The following is a 20,295-nucleotide window of genomic DNA, read 5'->3' on the forward strand; positions in this document are numbered from 1 at the left end:
GTTTGTATTATTTACTTCTCTTTATAATATCTTCCAAATCATCAATGGTAAATTCATATTGCGTGTTGCAGAAATGACAATTCACCTCAATGGGTTCCTTATCATTAATCATTTCCAGTATTTCTTTGCGTCCGATACTAACAATCGCTTTTTCTACCCGTTCTTTGGTACAGTTACAGACAAATTCCGTTGACATTTTATCATGAATATCCAGACCGAATTCGCCCAGTATGTGTTCAAGAATCATCTCAGGTGTCATATCCTGATCCAAGAGTTTGGTTATAGCAGAAACCTCGCTAATCTTCTTCTCTAATTTATCAATTACTTCTTCCTCAGCAAAAGGCATTAATTGAATAATAAAACCACCTGCACGTTTTACCGTATTATCCTTATTCATCAGAACTCCCAGCGCAACCGAGGAGGGAATCTGTTCAGATGCTGCATAGTAATAAGTTAAATCTTCCGCTATCTCACCGGATACTAAAGACGTCTGCCCCACGTAAGGTTCTTTTAATCCCATATCTTTTATAACACTTAACATACCTCCGCCTAAAGCACCGCCAACGTCCAGCTTACCAAGAGGACTTGGAGGAAGCATGACCGCAGGGTCATAAACGTAACCTTTAACCATCGCATTGGCATCTGCTGTAACCGTGAGCCCTTTAATAGGACCATCACATTTAATCTGAAGAGTTAATAAATCATTAGAGCCCTTCATCATACTGCCCATCATTCCTCCTGCTGTTAATAACCTTCCAAGAGCGGCTGTTGCCACAGGACTTGTATTGTGCAGGTTTTTAGCATGCTCTACTAAATCTCTGGTAGTTGCTGCAAAAGCCCTTATCTGATTGTTTGCTGCCGTTGCTCTTATAATATAATCTGTCATATCTATACCCATTACCTATCACAGGCTCGCCTGAGATACTGCCACAAATAAAATAGACCTGATAATCTCTTTGTGGCATCCTTTCTGTTGTTCTATGTTTTTCAGTAAGAAGTTAGGAATGAGGTTCCTTGGAATCTTATCCCGGTATTCTTCCAACATGTGAAGATGCCTCTTCTCATCTACTGTAATTTTTAAAACTAATTTGTTTTATTTATTATAAAAAATATTTATAATTATTTTTACTTTAACTTGCTTTTTACTGCCTTACTACCCTATCTCAGATTAAACCCCTGTTACATAACTTTTATTCTCCTGATACTTCTCTCTTGCAATAAAATAAACCCGTTCACTCTTTTCATGGGGCTTATCCTGCGTAAAAGCATCGTATACCGTTACAAATTCCATTCCCGCTTTTTCTAGGAGTTCTTTTACCATTTCAATGGAATACGCTTTTTGATAATGAGTCTCCTGGTAGCGTTCAAATAGCTCACGGTTTTCATCCTCACCGTCTTCTGGGTCATATTCATCTGAAGCTGACCCCTCATCATAAGAACCAGCAATCTTACTGTCTGTTTCTTCCTCTTCTGAGATTTCTTCTGTATCTTCTAGTTTTATAAATAAAGTAAGATTATATTCATTTAACTTACTTTCCTCATCATAAAAATTCTCCCAGATAAAGCTGCAATTCTCCCGGTTTTCCGCTATTACCGAATCACCTAGAAGTTTTTTATATTTATATTCGGTGTTCATATCAAAGATAAATAAACCGCTAGGGTCAAGATAATTATTGACCAACTTAAAAACCTGTAATAAATCCTCTTCACTGGTTATATAATTCATCCCATCGCAGATACAAACCACCGCAGAAACCGTACCAAACAGTTCAAACGCTCGCATATCCTGCTGTAAATATAAAATCCCGCTTTCTCTGTCATCATACGCTTCTGTTCCATCTGCCTTTGTTGCCTGTGTTTTGGTATCCTGTTCTACTATATCATCTGTCTCTAATCCATTTCCGGTCTCTTCTATGTCAAAGCTGCCCAACCGATCATACTCGTTTTCTCTTGCAATTTCAAGCATATCTTCTGAATAGTCTATTCCAATCATGTCGTAACCAGTATCAGCTAGCTGTCTTGTGATTTTACCCGTTCCACAAGCCAGCTCCAGAACAAGACCATCCTTTATACCATACTCCTTTAGTAAACTAACAACATAATCCGCCCATTCTTTATATGGAACATTATCCATAAATATATCATAAACCTGCGCAAAAGAACTATATATACTACCGTTTTCAGTATTTATCATTCTAAAAACCTTCCTTTACAGCTATTGTAATTTTGCTTGTTTTCACACGGACAATTATACACAGCACCGTACCTTTTGTCCAATATCTTATTCCTGCAAACTTGCCAATATCTTACCATACTCCATCTTTCCGCCGAATAAATCGAGGGCACTGCCTATGGTTACATCCAGACGGTTTCTTCCTAGGGTTTTTAAATCGTCTAAATCTTTAAAGGTACCAACTCCCCCTGCGTAAGTTATAGGAATACCTTCCCAGCGTCCCAACAAATCAACAAGCTCTGTTTCAATTCCTGAAGCCTTTCCTTCTACATCCACAGCGTGTACTAAGAATTCATCACAGTAATCCGCTAGTTTTTTCAAGGTTTCTTCTGAAACAATCTCCTCCGTAAATTTCTGCCAGCGGTCTGTGACAATGTAATATTTACCTTCTTTCTTCCGGCAGCTTACGTCCAATACAAGACGGTCTTTTCCGGTTACTTTTTGTAGTCTTTCAAGGTTATCATAATGAATCTTTCCATCCTTAAATACAAAGGACGTTACAATCACATGGGAGGCACCCATATTAAGAAAGTACATGGAATTCTCATCCGTTACGCCTCCTCCTATCTGTAGCCCCCCAGGATATGCCTGTAAGGCTTTCTCTGCTTGTTTACAGTCCTCTTCATAATACTCAGTACCGGATGGATTTAATAAAATAATATGACCACCTTTTAGGTTGTCTTTTTTATATAAATTAGCATAAAAGGCAGCATCCTGTTCAGACACAAAGTTTTCTAAAGCGGCTTCTGTTAGATCAGATAGACTGCCTCCTACGATTTGCTTTACTTTTCCGTTATGGATATCAATACAAGGTCTGAATTTCATAATTAATAAACTCCTATCTGTATACTTGTTTTATATACCAATCCCATCAAATGCAGTAATATCAAAAAGAATCCATTATTATAAAGCAATGTTTATTATCCTTTAAACATTGCTTTATAATAATGGATTCATAGTAACATAATTCTTTCTGATACGCAACAAACACCACTTTCAAATAGGATGCAAGCTTTCATTCACGTATAACTATAATAACATTAAGCCATTTTCATATTTCCAACGATTTTATTTACTATATATTTTATTATACGCTTATCCTTAGGTTTAAGCCTTGTGTAATATAAAAACATTTTAAAAATATCGTTTTCACTGTTATTATATAATATGTTTCTTTCAACTAATCTTCTTTTGTAAACTGTTTGATAATCTATATATACTAGGAAAACGTAATCTAACAGATAAAAATATTAAAATCATTAGTTCTACTTACAATATAAATGAACACTGGATTCTTACCGGAGAAGGAGATATTTTTAATTCATCTCCTTATGAAAAAGAATTCTTAGAAATATTTGATAATCTCCATCCAATCACTCAGCAGTATCTCTTAAAGATGGCAAAGGAATTGCTGGTTACTCAGAATAAATTAATCGAGTCCATAAAAATAAGACCGTAATCCGGGAATTGATTACGGTCTTTCTACCTAGGGAAAATTCATGAAACCCAAGGATATATTAATAACAACCCAAGGAGGAGTTAGTTATTAATCACAGTAATGTTAACGAATTTTACGAAACAATTCGTTAAAACAATCCTAGTCTAAAAATAGTGAAATGTCAACAAAAATTTATACATAATCTAGGATGTAGAATACCTTATTCTATTGTTTATTACATATTTATACTATTGTACTGAAATTCTGTCAAACATGGTCTTTAAGCTTGGATATAAATCTTTAAATACTTCATATTTTTTGTTGTATAATGCAACAACCTCTGAATCCTGTTCTGTGGTTTCTGTTACCTTTATCAATCTTGAAGCAGCCTCTTCTACTGTATCGTATTCTTCACAGCCCACAGCCGCCAGAATCGCCGCACCAAATGCCGGACCTTCCTCTGAATTGATTTTATCCACCTTAACATCCAGTACATTAGCTATAATCTTGCACCAAAGGGGACTCTTGGCACCTCCGCCGTTAATACGAATTCTATCAATTGTAACGCCTAATTTTTTAGTAATTTCAAAGGAGTCTCTTAAGGCGAAGGCTACACCTTCTAACACTGCCTGTGTCATCTGCGCTCTAGTTGTGTCCATAGTCATTCCGATAAAGGTACCTCTGGCATTCGGATTGTTATGTGGCGTTCTCTCACCCATTAAGTAGGGAAGGAAATATACATTGTTTTTCCCTAATTCATTAATACCTGCCTGCTCTCTTCCATATTCTTTAGTTCCGATGATTTCATCCATCCACCATTTATTAGAAGCTGCTGCTGACAGCATTACTCCCATAAAATGATACTTACCGTCCGCATGGGCAAACACATGTAGAGAATTTCCTTCCACCTCGGCATATTCTTTGCTTGCAATGAATACCACCCCTGAAGTTCCAAGAGATACATTGCACATCCCATGTCCAACAGTCCCGGTGCCAACAGAAGCTACTGCCTGGTCACCGCCTCCGGCAATTACCTTACAACTTACCGGGAATCCTAGTTCCCTGGCGATTTCCTCTTTTAAGGTACCTACCACTTCATAGCTTTCATATATTTTAGCTAACTGCTCTTCTTTTAAACCAATGATATCAAGCATTTCTTTTGACCAGCATTTGTTCTTCACATCTAAGAGCAGCATACCAGAGGCATCGGATACATCTGTACAGTGTACACCTGACAGCCTGTAAGCTATATAATCCTTTGGAAGCATGATTTTATGTATTTTTTCAAAATTTTCCGGTTCATTTTTCTTTACCCACAATAATTTAGGTGCTGTAAAACCGGTTAACGCCATATTACCGGTGTAGGAGGATATTTTATCCCTGCCGATTTCATCATTGAGATAATCACATTCTGCTTGGGTACGCCCATCATTCCATAAGATTGCCGGGCGGATAACTTTATCTTCTTTATCAAGGATTACCATTCCATGCATCTGTCCACTGAAGCTGATACCGGCAATACTTTCTTTCTTATGGGAGGCTGTCAGTTCTTTCAGCCCCTCCATAAGACCCGAAAACCAATCCTCCGGATTTTGTTCTGACCAGCTCGGTTTTGGGAAATATAACGGATATTCTTTTGTAACTATATTTTTTATATCACCAGTTTCGTCCATTAAAAGTAATTTCACTGAAGATGTTCCTAAATCAACACCAATATAAAGCATACGCTCTCCTTCTTTCCATATATTTTATTGCTAAATGGATTGTCATACAACACACTGGGGCTGCTGCAAAATGTTAAATCAACAATTTTTATTTTGCAACAACCCCAGTTACCTTACTGTACTGTTATTTTGTTTCCATAATATACTGATTCAAAATTGATTCGAGAAGTTCTTGTCTCCCTGAAGTATTCGGTGTAATTCCGTTTTTTAGTGCATACGCTTCTAATTCTTTAAAACCAACCTTACCTTCAACAATATCTTTACCAATGCCGTCATTATAGCTTGCGTAACGTCCTGCAATAAAGTTTTCGAATACTTTATCTTCGATTAATTTAGCCGCCACTTTTAATCCTCTGGCAAAGGTATCCATACCTGCGATATAAGCATAGAATAAATCAGCTTCTTCAAAAGAACCGCGTCTTACTTTAGAGTCAAAGTTTAGTCCGCCTTTGGTAAATCCACCTGCCAATAAGATTTCATACATAGCTAACGTTGTGTCATATATGTTTGTAGGGAATTGGTCTGTATCCCAGCCAAGCATTAAGTCGCCCTGATTGGCATCAACGCTACCAAGTACTCCGTTAATACGGCATTGATTTAATTCATGCTGAAAAGTATGCATTGCTAAAGTAGCATGATTAGCTTCAATATTTAATTTGAATTTATCTTCTAACCCGTATTTGCGAAGGAATGCCAGAACCGTTGCCGTATCTGTATCGTACTGATGTTTTGTAGGTTCCTTTGGTTTTGGTTCGATTAAGAACTGACCGGTAAATCCGATCTCTTCTGCATAATCACATGCCATCTTTAATAATCTTGCGAGATTATCAAGTTCTAATGCAGTATCTGTATTTAAAAGTGTTTCGTAACCTTCTCTTCCGCCCCAGAAAACATAGTTTTCTCCGCCAAGCTCTTTGGTGATTTCCATTGCTTTTTTAATCTGTGCAGCAGCATAAGCAAACACTGTAGCATTACAGGAAGTTCCTGCACCATGAACAAATCTCGGATGTCCGAATGCATTGGTAGTACCCCATAAACACTTAATTCCCGTACGTGCCATTTCTTCCTTGATAACTGCAACAATCTCATCAAGTCTTGTATTGGTTTCCTCTAAATCTTTACCTTCCGGAGCAATATCTCTGTCGTGGAAACAGAAGAAAGGTATCTGCGCTTTTTCCATAAATTCAAATGCAACATGTACTCTTTCTTTAGCAATTTCCATGGAACAATCTGAGTTATCCCACGGTCTTGCCATTGTACCTACGCCAAATGGGTCATTGCCCATGTATGTAAAGGTATGCCAGTAAGACATAGCAAATCTTAACTGCTCCTTCATTGTCTTGCCCATTACAACTTCTTTTGGATTGTAATACTTAAAAGACAAAGGATTTTTACTCTCAGGTCCTTCATAGTTGATTTTACTAATCCCTTCAAAATACGCCATTTTAACATCCTCCTATTTAGTTTGTTTACTGAACTAATGTATAGTTTTAATATAGCAATAACTTATGCTTTTGTCAAGTTGATTTTCTGCCTAGCTATGACCGTAAGTACCAATATCAGTAAAAATCTCTTACCCTTTTCATTTGTAAACATTTATGATACTATTAAAGTAATATTTGCAAAAAACAGACAGCCCGGCTGTCTTACACGAGGAAGAATATATGATTACAGGCAGCAAAGAACTTATTCGTGATATAAACAGTACTTTAGTTTTAGAAACTATTATTAACTCTAAGCCTATCTCCAGAGCCGCCATCTCAAAGCAATTGGGATTAACAAAGGCTACTATTTCAGCCATTGTACAGGATTTAATGAATAGAAATTTGGTAATAGAAATCGGAAGTGATGATACAGAACTTGGAAGAAAACCAATACTATTGAGTTTTAATAAAAAGGCCGGTTATGTTATCAGTGTTGACATTGGTGTTGAAACCATTTCAGCCCTTTTAACAGACCTGCAAGGTGAAGATTGCAGCTTAAAACAAATTAAAACACCCAAAAATAAGAACCAGTTAATAGAAACACTCTATCGTTTCATCGAATCCATGAATCCTTTAGGTGCCAAACCCCCTTACGGTCTAGTCGGCATTTCTCTTGGTATCCATGGCGTAGTTCATGATAACAAAGTATCCTTTACCCCTTACTACGACTTATCGGGTATAGATCTGGCAACACTTTTAGAAGCCCATTTTCAAACTCCCGTATTTTTAGAGAATGAAGCAAACCTTTCCGTCCTCGGCGAAAAAACCTTTATGTATGACTACCCCAATATAGCCAACATCAGTGTACATTCAGGTATCGGACTTGGTTTACTGATTGAAAACTCCCTATATACCGGTTATAACGGACGTGCCGGTGAATTCGGTCATACCATAATCGAGGTGGATGGCAGGTCGTGTCCTTGTGGCAACCATGGCTGTCTGGAGCAATATGTATCTGAAAGAGCTTTGTTACAGGAGTTTGCTGAGCGTAAACAGCTTCCTGAAGTGAATTTTGATATGGTCGCTTCTATGTATCAGACAGGTGATAAGGATGCCATTGAAGTAATTGACCATTTTATTAAGTATATGTCTATCTGTATTAATAATGTTTTAAATACTTATAATCCGGATATTGTGATTATTAACAGTTCTTTTACTATCTTTTTCCCGGGACTGACAAAACTTGTTGAGCAATCTTTAAGCAGCCGAATGAACAGTGTAACCAAAGTAGTACCAAGCGCTCTACAGGATTCCTCTATATTGCTTGGCGGAATCTGTATTGTAATCAAGAACTTTTTAGGGATAAGTACTTTACAGTTACGAAAAACAAAATTAATTTAGTCAGAACCACCGGCTTAGCCGGTGGCTTGTTCTGCCCCTATAAGGGGCTTTTCCCTGCTTGCGTCTAAAGACGCTCTGAAAAGTCCGCCAGCCGCACTTATTTCCCTGGCAAACCCTAAAGGGTTTTATTTCTTGCCTTCTTTTACTGGCTCACCCGTGAATGGGTCAATATATTCCTTTAGTGACATTTGATCATACTGTAAATCTTCTTGTATTTGATTCTGAATATATTCTTGTATTTTCTTTGCATTTTTGCCTACCGTATCTACATAATATCCTCTACACCAGAAATGCCTGTTCCCATACTTATACTTCAGATTCGCATGCCTTTCAAATATCATAAGCGAACTTTTCCCTTTTAAATAACCCATTATCTGTGAGACACTATACTTTGGTGGTATTCTTACTAACATATGTACATGATCTCTACAACACTCTGCTTCAATTATTTCAATACCTTTTCTTTTACATAACATACTCAATATGCTAGCTACATCTTGTTTGATTTTTCCATAAATTATCTGCCTTCTAAACTTTGGTGCAAAAACAAGATGGTATTTACATTCCCATTTCGTATGTGCTAAACTATTCATATCCATTTGGATAAACCTCCTATGCTTTTTGTGCGGTTGGCGAACCTATACTTATAATAGCATAGGAGGTTTTTAACTTGAAGCTTAAGCTAATTGGGATCCACCTGCATAGCAGGTGGTTTTATTGTACCGGGATACAAAAAGCACCTCATTCAAAGCAATTCTCTTGAGAATGAGGTGTTTCCCCTTATATAATTTATTCCATAAACATACAATAAAACTCCTAGTACGTATCTAACAACTTTTCCACCATATTTATTTAACACATCTTCCATTTTCAGTATTCCGTATAATAGTGATAGCTTTTTGTAAATTAGTAATATTAACTGAATTAAATTCTCCGCCAAATTCACCATCTATGGACCAAGGTACTTTTTCCTCTGAGGTCAGAAGAATTTCTTTTACCGGAAAAGAATAGATATGTTCACTGTTTAAATTTCCTTTTAATAAGTCATTGATAACCCCTTGAAAGTCCATTACAGTCTGGGGCATTTTTATAAAGATTCCTTCAAATAATCCATCATCTAACAATACATCTTTACCGGTCAACCCTTTAAAACCTCCTACTGAAACCGAATTACTTACCATACCATAGATAAAATTATCAGTAATTACCCGGTCATCACAGGTTATCTCCATACGGTAGGATTTCCAATTTGGTAATCTCTTGATTCCCTCCAGAATGTAAGCCATTCTTCCAAGTACATTTTTCGTTGTCTGGGGTGTTTCATAAGAAGTGTCAGTAAACAATCCAAAGGCGGCGGTATATGTAAAGTATTCTCCATTGATTAAACCAATATCACAGGGGAATGCTTCGCCGCTTAATACAACCCCGGCTGCTTTCGGTAAATTTTTAGGCAACTTTAAGTTATACGCAAAATCGTTGGTAGTGCCGGAAGGAATATATCCGATTTTGGTTCTGTTTTCAATATTCATAATACCGCTTATCACTTCATTTAATGTACCGTCACCACCTGAACAGACAACTAACTCATAGTTATCTCTGCTTAAACAATCTAAAACTATTTTTTTTGCATCCTTTTTACCGGTAGTGGCATAGGTAACAACCTCAAAATTGTTTCTCACAAAGAATTCAATAATACTTGATAACCATGTCTTTATTTTGCTTTTTCCGGCCATTGGATTATAAATAAATAATAGCTTTTTTTTCATGATTTTAAATTGGGCTCCTCCAATCGAATTTGCTTTTTTCGTTTTGTCATTAAACCGCCAATCCGTCCTGATTCTTTTGCCGAAAGTGATTTCCAGCCGCTGGTCATTACTTTATCCAAAAGTCCCAGTTCCGTTGCTATCTCATATTTCAATTTTTCATTTGGTTCTAAATTTTTTATATCCTCAACAGAGACTATCTCTTTTTCTTTTTTATTATTCTTCATATATTATACACCCTTTCTAGATTTTAACAAGGGACTGTTTTCATCACTTTAACATTCGTAATGAAACAGTCCCATATCCTTTTTCTATATAAAGTGTAGCCCTGATATTAGGGTTTATACCATTTTATGAGTATTTAATTGATTTTAAATAACTGTATTGCCTTTTCCAAATTCTTCGCATCCTTTGCCAATTCTAAAGCGGCAAGACTTAAACCTTCTACAGAACCTATCTGGTTATTAGCGGTTGCACTAACCTCCTCTGATGCAGCAGCTGTCTGCTGTGCTACGGCGGATATATTACGGATTGCATCCATGGTATCTTCCTTAGCATTTTCAATGCCTTTAACACCGTTTGATATATTATCCAGGTTCGTAACCAAACTGCCAACATGCGTATTGATTTCCTCAAATACTTGTATAGTTTTCTTTAATGCCTGGGTTTGTGAACTTACTATATTCTCAGCCTGTCTTGCGGATACTACTGTTCCTTGTGTCTTGCCCTGAATTTCCGTAACAATACCCTGTATCTGGCCGGCCGCTTTCACAGACTGGTCAGCAAGCTTGCGGATTTCATCCGCTACCACTGCAAAGCCCTTTCCAGCATCCCCGGCTCTTGCTGCTTCTATGGAAGCATTCAATGATAAAAGGTTCGTCTGAGCAGCGATTTCATTGATAATTCCTACAAAATTACCTATATTTCTGGATTGAACCTCAAGAGCTTCAATATCTTTTATCACAAGCTGGGTAACATTGGAAGTTGCCGTTGCTTTTTCGTTTAAGTCTCCAATGATCACCAGACCATCTCCTACAACACCCTTAGTATCATTGGCAATGCGCTCAATTTCATAAGTGCTGCTATATACCTGATTAATTTTGTCCGATAGATTAGCCATCTGTCCGAGACAGTGATCCGTATCCGCAGCCTGCTGTACTACACCTTTTTCTATTTCATCGATGGTAAAAGATATTCCCCTGGTAGCATCCAATATTTTTTCAGAAGTTACTGATAGCTCGCCAGAAGAATCTGTAACCTTACTTCCTACACCGGCAACTTCTCCTATAAGATTACGCATGCCGGCTGTCATTTGGGATAATGATTCCGTCAGAATCATGAATTCATCTTTACGCTTGGTATCAAATCTTGTAGTAAGATCACCTTTTGATGCAAGGGTTATAGCCTTCATTAATTTACCAATGGCAGAACCGATTCCCGTTGACATCAGTATACCAACCAACAACGCAAAGACAGAGGCCAACGCAACAAAAATTAATGTCATTGATTTTATACTATCTGCCTGCCTTAAGATTGCCGCCTTAGGTATTAATGAACATACCATAGCTCCGGTCTTTCCTATCTTACTGTACGTAAATAAATACTCTTCCCCATCGTATGTCTGATAAGAATATCCATGTTTTTCTTCTGTCTCTGATAACTTCTGAAAATATTCCTTATCTGTAAAAACATTCTGCAATTCCGGGTCCGTTAATGTCTCCCTGCCGTCAGCCGTTACCAAACCATAAATACTTCCATCCTTACTATCCATACCTTCTAATACTTCCAGTACCTTTTCCTTAGAAACATCCATAATGATAAACCCATCAATGTTAGACATTTTGCTGACTATTGCCATTGCATAGGAATCTTTATTTAATAATAAAATATCATCTAAAGCCTGGTGAGATCCAATCCACATATGGCGCTTGGAATTGTCCATAAAGCTTGCTGCTTCTTCAGTGGTTATGTATTGGGAAAAAATGTCCTTGGGTGGTGCTACAGAGGTTGACACACCTGAACCTACTTTACCCATAATATGAATTGCTCCAATAAATGCATTGGTTTCTTTTACAACCATATTTTGCTGTTGTAATTTTTTCAATGCTTTTATATCATCTATGGTATCCTTTTCGTTGGTTCTTAAGTAATAACCACTAATATAATCACTTAATACATACTCAACCGCCTTATCTGATACAGACTGAAAACCGAGTGCCAGATAATCACTCACAGCTTTTAACGTATCTGATGTACTTTTTTCGTAACTGCTTATGAGAGCTTTGGAAGATTTATCATAGGAAAATATTCCGAACACGCCCATCAGCAATACCGGAATAAAGAACGCTATCAGAATCTTAGCACCTATTCCCTTTAATTTTGATATCGTTGCCTTATTCTCTTCAAACTCATTTTTTATTTTCTGCCGCTTTTCTTGTGCCCCTTCTTTTGCTGCATTCCATTTTCTTTTGTTTTTCTTTACCTTCTCTTCTGTCAAGGTTTTCATTTTGTCAGCTTTTAATAGTTCCTTCAGACTTTTTTTAGCATTCCCCTTATTAGAACCTTTTCCCATTCTCATTAGTTCTCCTCCTGCATTGGTTTTGCCCTACTGGTAACAACCCACTCAGACTTATATTGCCTTCCACATAGGGAAACACGCTATATTGTGTAATAATACACAAATATATAGTCGTATTATGATATGTTTTGTATATCTTTCATACAATTATACCATATAATTCTACAAAACAAAATGTATTTCTACAAAATAAGCATTGTGCACTATAAAATTAAAAAAACTACAGAAAATACCACCTAAATTTGTATTACTTTACTAAGTCCAAACGAGTATAGTAAGCGTTCTGCTACCTTTTTTCCTGTCAACTGCTCTAAAGCCCTAACATAATAATCCATCTGTACTTTATAACGGCTAATAAGGAGTTTTTCGCCGCTTCTTCCCTTTACCGCATCTGTTTTATAGTCAAGTAGAATTAGTTTGCCATCCTCCTCAAAATAAACATCAATAATACCTTGGATGAGTACCACTTCATTACTGCTCATATTAGAATTTATTTCGTAAGCTTTCATTCCCATGACAAATTGACTTTCCTTATGAAGTGTTCCCTTATTTGCCGCTTTTTTAAGGCGTTTTGCCAAATCACTTCCAGTAAAAGCTAACAGATTTTTAACGTCTATTACTTCTAAATCCTCTTTCTTTAATTTACCACCTTCGATAAGCCCCTGAATATATTTTTCCAAGGATTCTTTCGTATAACTCTGCTTAAAATCCATTAACTCAAGTACTTTGTGGTATAGGGTTCCTAAATCAGCACCGATAGTTATTTCTGTAGCTTTTAGGAATTCCGGCACAGGATAATCGGACATCTTCTTTTCAAGTTCTTTAAGGGGGACAGACAAATCCTCTGCTTCCATCTGTCCTAACTTCTTAAGCTCTGAGACTGTAACCTTTGTGTGAATGTTCGTTTCATTCTGATATGGGTAGTGGAATTCCAGATAGGTATGGATAGCTTCCCTCACCTCCTCATTATAAACAATTTGGTTGTCCCAGTTAAAAAGCATATCTGACCGGATTAACTTATCTGTCTGTTCTTTATATTCATTCCTGGCCAATTCTTCATAGGTACAGATATTAACCGTAAAGGCTGCTGCACTCCGATATAAGGAATGTTTATCATCCTGTCTGAATCCTCTTTCCCTTAACAGTTTTTCAAAACAGGAATGCCTTAAGAGAGCCGGTACTATCCAGTCCAGATAGGTAGCGGCACTGCTTAACTGATAAAAAGTATGCTTTTCTTCCTTACGTTTTATAATACCAGCATACTTATCAATCAACTTGTTTATATCCTTAACGGCTCCGGTCATAATAAGCTTTTCCTTTGCTCTGGTTAAGGCTACATATAATACCCTTAACTCTTCCCCCAGATTTTCCAAGATTACCTGCTTTTGCATTACTTTCTTAATGAGAGTCGGTGCTTTTACCCGAAGCTGATGATTGATATAATCCGGTCCGATACCAAGGTCAGGGTGTATTAATAGCTTGCTTCTAGAATCCTGATTGTTAAAACTTTTTCCCATACCCGCTACAAACACAATAGGAAATTCCAATCCCTTGCTCTTGTGGATACTCATGATTTTAACCGTATTATCTCCTTCTCCTGCAAGCTTTGCTTCACCAAAATCCACATCATATTTATGAAGCTTTTCTATATATCTGATAAAATGAAACAAGCCGCTATAGCTGGTATTTTCAAAGCGAACTGCCCGTTCAACAAGCATATCAATATTTGCCTGACGCTTTTCTCCTGCCGGCATAGCAGATGCGTACTGGTAATACCCTGTGTCTTCAAGTACTTTGCTGAGTAATTCATGAATGGGCAGATGAATTACTAACTTACGATATTGATTTAGTTTACTTAAAAAACTCGATAACTTAACAGCCAAGTCATCATCTTGCTCCTCAGCGTATGAAACAGCCGCTTCATACATAGTAATTTTACGTTTTGGTATACGGATAACTGCCAGTTCATCGGTTGTAACTTCTACTATGGGAGACCGTAAAATCGCAGTAAACGGAATGTCCTGTCTGGGATTATCAATAATACGTAATAAATTTAAGACAGTGCGAATTTCCAACGTGGAAAAATAACCGGAACGGGTTTCGGTATGCGAAGCAATTCCTTCTGCTGCGAGAGTGTCAGCTATTACCTCTGCCCACCCGCTCATGGTTCGTAGTAATATAACCATATCACCTAAAGTCGCTCTGCGATATTCCTTTTGCTTTGCCTGGTAAAGTAATAAACCTGTGTCCGGGTCAGTCAGTTCCCTCATACGTTTTGCTATCGCTTTAGCCTCCAGTTCCCTGGCTGTATAATCCTCTTCCTCATCATTTTCCTTATAAGACACCTTATCTGTATCTTGGGTAATTCCTAATTGTTCCTTAAGTTCCTCTCTAGGCTCTGTCTCTATAAGCAGTAATTCGGTATCCGAAGAAACCCCTTCTTTTAATTCCCCGAAGTCTGCCCCCGGATATAAGGCCGCCTGCTTATCATACGTTATATTTCCAAGCTTTTTATCCATAATTTGTTCAAAGATAAAATTAATACTATTTATAACCACTTCTCTGCTTCGAAAGTTTTTATGAAGATCAATTCTGCAACAATGTATCAGTCCAGTATTTGTCTCCTCCGGTTTTCCTCTATCAGTGATAACCGTTTCTGTCAGAAGCTCTGTCTCTTCTTTGGAATTTTCCTTAGATTCCTCTGCATTTATGAAAGACGTAGGATATGTCTTAAACTTCTCCATAAAGATTTCAGGTCTGGCAAGCCGGAATTTATAGATACTTTGTTTTACATCACCTACCATAAACCGGTTATACCGTCCGCTTCTTTCACCCGATATACTGCTAAGGATGGTTTCCTGTACCAGGTTGCTATCTTGATATTCATCAATCATTATTTCCGCATAATGCTCACTCAGCTCTTTGGCTGCTGGTGTTGGTACTGCAATACCTTCTTCCCTTGTAACTAAAATCTTCAGGGCAAAATGCTCCAAATCATTAAAATCTACGATATTTTTTTCTGCTTTTTTGTCGGCATATTTTTTTCCAAACGCAAAACACAACTCCACCAAAACATCCATGGAAGATTTCATAGCCTGAAGGTCAAGCAGCATTTCATCAACCGGCTGAAAGAAATAGTTTTTATTCATATCACTGATGGCTTTTTTTATTTCCTCTCTGATAGCCTTAACCTGATTCTTTTTTTCCTCACTTACACCCTCTTGCTTTTTACCAGACAGCCTCGCAAAGTTAAAAACCTTCAAAGCTTCATAGTATTCTTCATAATCCGCTAACTGGCTTAAGGCTTTAAGCTGTGTCCTGTCACTTTCCAAGGCGCTTAGGTACGCTGCAGGTCCATCCCCCTCTTCACAAACTTCAATGGCTTCTTTCAGGCGCAGCAATAAATCTCCCGTTATCCGTTGAAGAAAATCAAGTAATAGCTTCATCCATGCTGTTTCTTTCATATCCTCCACTGATTTTAACATGAATGATTTCTGGTTCTCAAGAAGCCACTCTTTAGGCCAGGGATAACTCATGGAGAATTCATACAGTTTTACAATCAGCTCTTCAATTCCTCCATCCGTTTTTCCGGTTGAAAAGCTTTCAATAAAGTCAAAGAAATCTTCTCTTTCTTCTTCGTAATACTGCTCTAACAACTCTCCGATAACATCAGATTTAAGCAAGGTTAACTCTGCTTCCTCTGCAATGCGAAAGCTTGGGTCTAAGTCAATGGTATTAAAATGATTTCTAATAACTTGCAAGCAAAAGCTGTGAATAGTTGTAATCTGCGCACTGTGAATTAAAGTAGCCTGCTTTTGCAGATGGTTATTTTCAGGCATTTCATTCAATTTCTCATCGATTGCCTTACCGATACGTTCTCTCATTTCTGCTGCCGCAGCATTCGTAAAGGTTACTATAAGAAGTCTGTCAATATCTATCGGGGATTCCTCTCTGGTTATCATAGTAATAATATGCTCTACTAAGACCGCAGTTTTACCGGAGCCTGCTGCCGCAGATACCAACAGGTTTTTCCCTTGTACATGAATTACTTCCTGCTGCTCAGTCGTCCAATTCACTTGAATCCCCTCCTTCTTTGTTACCGTTCTTCCGGGTCAGTTTCTCCCACACTTCCTCTGTGGACAAGGAACCTAGATTTCGATAGGCATAACCATTCAGCTTTGTATCAAAGCCACATACACTTTTATAAGGACAATAATCGCAGGCTGTTCGTTTTCCCATCTGGTAAGGTTTTATATCAGTTTTTCCCTGCAATATAGCATCTCCATATTGCTTCACTGTTTTAATAACATAGTCCTCCATACGCTTTAGGCGGCCAGCATCGGCTATGCTAGAGCGCTTGGTGGGAAGGCCATCCTTGTTAGATTCTACCGGAATGACATCTGACTTTACAGAGGGACGTATCTGCTCGCCCTCTGTCTGAAAGGTTTTATCCAAACGTTTTATTACTTCTGCATCACTGTTAACGATTCCATTCATTTTTAATTCTTTTAAAATACTTTCCTCTGCATTACTGCCCTTATCCACAAAAGGATCGTCTATATTATAGTAAAGGATTCCGGCAGGTATTACTTCTTTATCCGGGTGTTCCTGTTCCATTAATTCTAATGCCGCACTCATATACACTGCCAGCTGAATCTGAAGTCCATAGTAGAGTGATAAAAGATCAAAGGAAGTAGTACCGGATTTGTAATCAATTACCCGTACCATAAGCTTGTTTTCTTCTTCACACAAATCCAATCTGTCAATTCGCCCCTGCAAGCGGATGCCTTTTTCTTTTGATAAATCTATGTTTAAGCTATTAAGACTGCTTTTTTCTGAGAAAAACAATTCGTAAGCTAAGGGTTCAAAATCCCCTTTCTTAATCTGCTCACTCAAAGCCCATAGCGTCCTTTTAGTGATTCTCTCCACTCTCTTTACCAGATAATTATAACGTTTGGAACTGGAGAAAATGGCATTGCCATAGCCCTGTGCTGCCTCCTGCACACATTCTGCTGCCCAAGTATCCCTGATTACATCCGGTATCGTATGCCAGTTATATTCACTTTCACTCATTTTTCTTGAAAATAACTCAATCGCATTGTGAAACAGGTTTCCGATATCTGGCACAGCCAGACGGTATTCCTGTCTTTCCTGTAGTTCCAGACCATATGTAACATAATGGGCAAAGGCACAAGCAGCATACTTTTCAAATCTTGTAACACTGCCGGATAAAATATTTCCATATAATAAACCTGCAATTTGTTTTGATAACCCCTTATCCTGATTCACATAAGTTGCTGCCTGGGACAATTGTCGTAAAGTATCTCTAAATTCTTCTTTGGAATGATAATAAGAAAACAACTCCTTCCATGTATCTGTCTCCTCGAAGACAGAGAGGTTTCTAATTCCCTTAATGAGATAGTCCATTCCATTGTTATCTCCAAGAATGTGCTCTAAATCTTCATTAAAATCCTCTTCGTCCTGTATCGTAAGTAAAGGAAAAATCTTACGTACCGTATCAATAATGTAGGAGGGACGCACTGCCTTTCCATCCTCTGAAAGTTTAGAGAACGTAATATAAAGCCTTTCCTGAGGCTTTGTCATAGCAAGATAAAGGTAGAATTTTTCTGTATAAGCAGCCTGCCGTTGGGTCGGAGCCAGCTCAAGGTTCTGCTCTGACAATGCCTGCCGTTCCATATCTGTCAAGATACCGCCCTTGTCATTGCTTCCCGGAATAATTCCGTCATTAGCTCCCACAAAGAACAAGGCCTTAATATCCTTTAATCTAGTTCTTTTAATATCACCAACCATTACCTGATCAAGCCCCGGTGGAATCAACCCTACTTTGGCTTCTTTCAGACCGGCTTCCAGTATTTTAATATAATCCTTTAGAGGTATCACTTCCTCGCCTAAAAGTTCTACCAGCTTATCGTATAAATCCATGACAATACCATAGATTTGATCATATTCTCTGGCTGCTGCCAACAGCTTCTGTTCCCGAAATGCTTCGGCAAATTTCTCTAGCTCCTGAGGAACCTCCATTTTTATGCCAAACTCATACAGTCCCAGGGTATACTCTTTTACGGTTTTGGTTTTGTCTTTTAATATCTGGTATAAAGGAAGAATCTGCTCATATAGAGTTTGCCTTGTTTCATTAATTCTTGTTAAGTCACCTTCTGATAATCCTTTATAACGCCGTATAAAAGGAGTGCTATAACAGTTAAAGCCACGAATCCCTAAAGCCAGAATATAGTTTTCAAGCAAATCTGTATCATCTTGCAAAATTCCGGATAAACCGCTTCTTAGATAGCGAAATATACTTTCATAATCAAAATTTTCCGCCACAATACTAAGTGCAGACCTTAAAAATTCTACAAAAGGATTCGATAATATATCTCTCTTATGATCAATAAAACAGGCAATTCCGGCCTTTTCAAATCCTCTTTGAAGTTCCCTGCCATAACCTGCAATATCCCCAGTTACAACTGCGATATCCTGATAACGGTACCCTTTCTCCCGTACCAGATGTTTTATTTCCCTGATAACCAGATTCACTTCCTGTTTCTTTGCCTTAGCAGCATGAATACTGATACTGCTTTGTTCCTCTTTAAACTCTCTTACAGGGTAGCGGAAAAGGGATTCCTCTAATGCCGCCAGAGCACGACTTTCTTTGTAGCGATATGGCGTCCTGCTCTTATAGACATTTTCCATAAATATTGGAGGATCTACCGTTATTTGTTCCATTTCACCTAAATCCATCAGATGTTTTATAGTCTTCTTACTTAGATGAAACAGTTTGTATTCTAAATCCGGCTTGTCCATTTCATATTTGTCCATAGTTATGGTAATGATTACTTTTTTTGCCCTTTGTATAAGTAATAAAAGTAATTTGTACTGAGCTGGAGTAAAGCCGGTAAATCCGTCCAAACAGATTATACTCTCAGCAATTAGCTTTGACTTCGGTATTGCTTCACATAGTACATCTAAAATCTCCTCTGCCGTTATATAATTTTCACTTAAGTATTCTCTAAAAGCCTTATATATAACAATGATATCGTGGAGCTTTCCCCGAAGCATGGGTTTTCCCTGGGATTTTTGCTCCATTTCCTCTAATTTTTCTATACTGATGCTATACTGGTATATCTCTGAAATCAAGGATTTTAATTCATCTATAAAACCTTGCTTTTGCACATCATGATTAAATAATTCCAGTTCCTTCCGTCTTGCTGCCACTAACTTTCTAAGTACCATACTTTTTCCGGTATCTTCAAGAACTGGTCTGTCATCTTCCCCCACCTCATCAAATATACGGTAAGCAAGACGCATAAAGCTTAGGATGTCTATGTTCATAGTACCCTGTCTGGGGTGCATAGATACGATATCCTTTTGTGTTTGCAGGGTAAACTGCTCCGGCACTAAAATCAAATAATTTGTCTTTTCATTTTGAATGGATTTATTAATGATTTCATTATACAAATAATATGATTTGCCAGAACCGGATTTACCTAAAACCAATTGCAAAGACATTTGCTTATCCTCCCTTATTTGTGAGTATTCCAGCTTATTATAGCATACTTCCTAGTAATATGTCAGCTATGGGTTTTTGTGAACGCCCTCTCCAAAATTTTACCAGTTCCTTATCATATTTTTTACTTTCTAATAATAAGATATATAAAGTACACATCTTGTATTACATTTGGTTTAGTTTTGCAAAAGGAATAGTCTGGGTTCCTT

The 20,295-nt window shown here is 37.6% G+C and carries 12 protein-coding genes; 1 reads left to right on the forward strand and 11 read right to left on the reverse strand.

Annotated features, from left to right (window positions below; translation table 11 throughout):
- Positions 1–7: 7 nt before the first annotated feature.
- From hslO to xylA, 5 genes are all read right to left on the reverse strand, one after another.
- Positions 8–886 (reverse strand): Hsp33 family molecular chaperone HslO, encoded by an 879-nt coding sequence (gene hslO, locus acsn021_RS18930; RefSeq protein WP_184091532.1) that lies wholly within the window; start codon positions 884–886, stop codon positions 8–10.
- 282 nt (positions 887–1,168) lie between these two features.
- Positions 1,169–2,194 (reverse strand): class I SAM-dependent DNA methyltransferase, encoded by a 1,026-nt coding sequence (locus acsn021_RS18935; RefSeq protein ID WP_184091530.1) that lies wholly within the window; start codon positions 2,192–2,194, stop codon positions 1,169–1,171.
- A gap of 87 nt (positions 2,195–2,281) precedes the next feature.
- Positions 2,282–3,058, reverse strand: coding sequence for a phosphoribosylformimino-5-aminoimidazole carboxamide ribotide isomerase (gene hisA, locus acsn021_RS18940; protein ID WP_184091528.1), 777 nt, complete (start codon positions 3,056–3,058; stop codon positions 2,282–2,284).
- Positions 3,059–3,919: 861 nt separating this feature from the next.
- Positions 3,920–5,395, reverse strand: a complete 1,476-nt coding sequence (xylB, locus tag acsn021_RS18945; protein ID WP_184091526.1) for a xylulokinase — start codon at positions 5,393–5,395, stop codon at positions 3,920–3,922.
- Positions 5,396–5,519: 124 nt separating this feature from the next.
- Positions 5,520–6,839, reverse strand: coding sequence for a xylose isomerase (gene xylA / locus acsn021_RS18950; RefSeq protein ID WP_184091524.1), 1,320 nt, complete (start codon positions 6,837–6,839; stop codon positions 5,520–5,522).
- 220 nt (positions 6,840–7,059) lie between these two features.
- Between xylA and acsn021_RS18955 the strand changes: the two genes are divergently transcribed.
- The gene (locus acsn021_RS18955) at positions 7,060–8,220 is read left to right on the forward strand and encodes an ROK family transcriptional regulator (RefSeq protein ID WP_184091522.1); all 1,161 of its coding nucleotides are present in this window, start codon (positions 7,060–7,062) and stop codon (positions 8,218–8,220) included.
- Between the two features lie 125 nt (positions 8,221–8,345).
- Here acsn021_RS18955 and tnpA read toward each other — a convergent pair whose 3' ends face one another.
- The 6 genes from tnpA to addB all read right to left on the reverse strand — a co-directional run bounded on the left by tnpA (position 8,346) and on the right by addB (position 20,088).
- A complete protein-coding gene (tnpA, locus tag acsn021_RS18960; protein WP_185264923.1) occupies positions 8,346–8,819 on the reverse strand; it encodes an IS200/IS605 family transposase in 474 nt (157 codons plus the stop codon).
- Between the two features lie 249 nt (positions 8,820–9,068).
- Positions 9,069–9,986 carry a diacylglycerol/lipid kinase family protein gene (locus tag acsn021_RS18965; RefSeq protein ID WP_184095476.1) on the reverse strand — a complete coding sequence of 306 codons (918 nt, stop codon included), beginning with the start codon at positions 9,984–9,986 and terminating at the stop codon, positions 9,069–9,071.
- Complete coding sequence (locus acsn021_RS18970; RefSeq protein WP_184095478.1) at positions 9,983–10,210, reverse strand: small, acid-soluble spore protein, alpha/beta type; 228 nt, start codon at positions 10,208–10,210, stop codon at positions 9,983–9,985. The genes acsn021_RS18965 and acsn021_RS18970 overlap by 4 nt, the downstream gene beginning before the upstream one ends.
- Positions 10,211–10,344: 134 nt before the next feature.
- Positions 10,345–12,561, reverse strand: coding sequence for a methyl-accepting chemotaxis protein (locus acsn021_RS18975; RefSeq protein WP_184095480.1), 2,217 nt, complete (start codon positions 12,559–12,561; stop codon positions 10,345–10,347).
- Between the two features lie 236 nt (positions 12,562–12,797).
- Positions 12,798–16,637 carry a UvrD-helicase domain-containing protein gene (locus acsn021_RS18980; RefSeq protein ID WP_184095482.1) on the reverse strand — a complete coding sequence of 1,280 codons (3,840 nt, stop codon included), beginning with the start codon at positions 16,635–16,637 and terminating at the stop codon, positions 12,798–12,800.
- Positions 16,621–20,088 carry a helicase-exonuclease AddAB subunit AddB gene (gene addB / locus acsn021_RS18985; protein ID WP_184095484.1) on the reverse strand — a complete coding sequence of 1,156 codons (3,468 nt, stop codon included), beginning with the start codon at positions 20,086–20,088 and terminating at the stop codon, positions 16,621–16,623. Before addB ends, acsn021_RS18980 begins: the two co-directional genes overlap by 17 nt.
- Positions 20,089–20,295: the final 207 nt, after the last annotated feature.

It is taken from the genome of Anaerocolumna cellulosilytica, assembly GCF_014218335.1.
GTDB lineage: Bacteria > Bacillota > Clostridia > Lachnospirales > Lachnospiraceae > Anaerocolumna > Anaerocolumna cellulosilytica.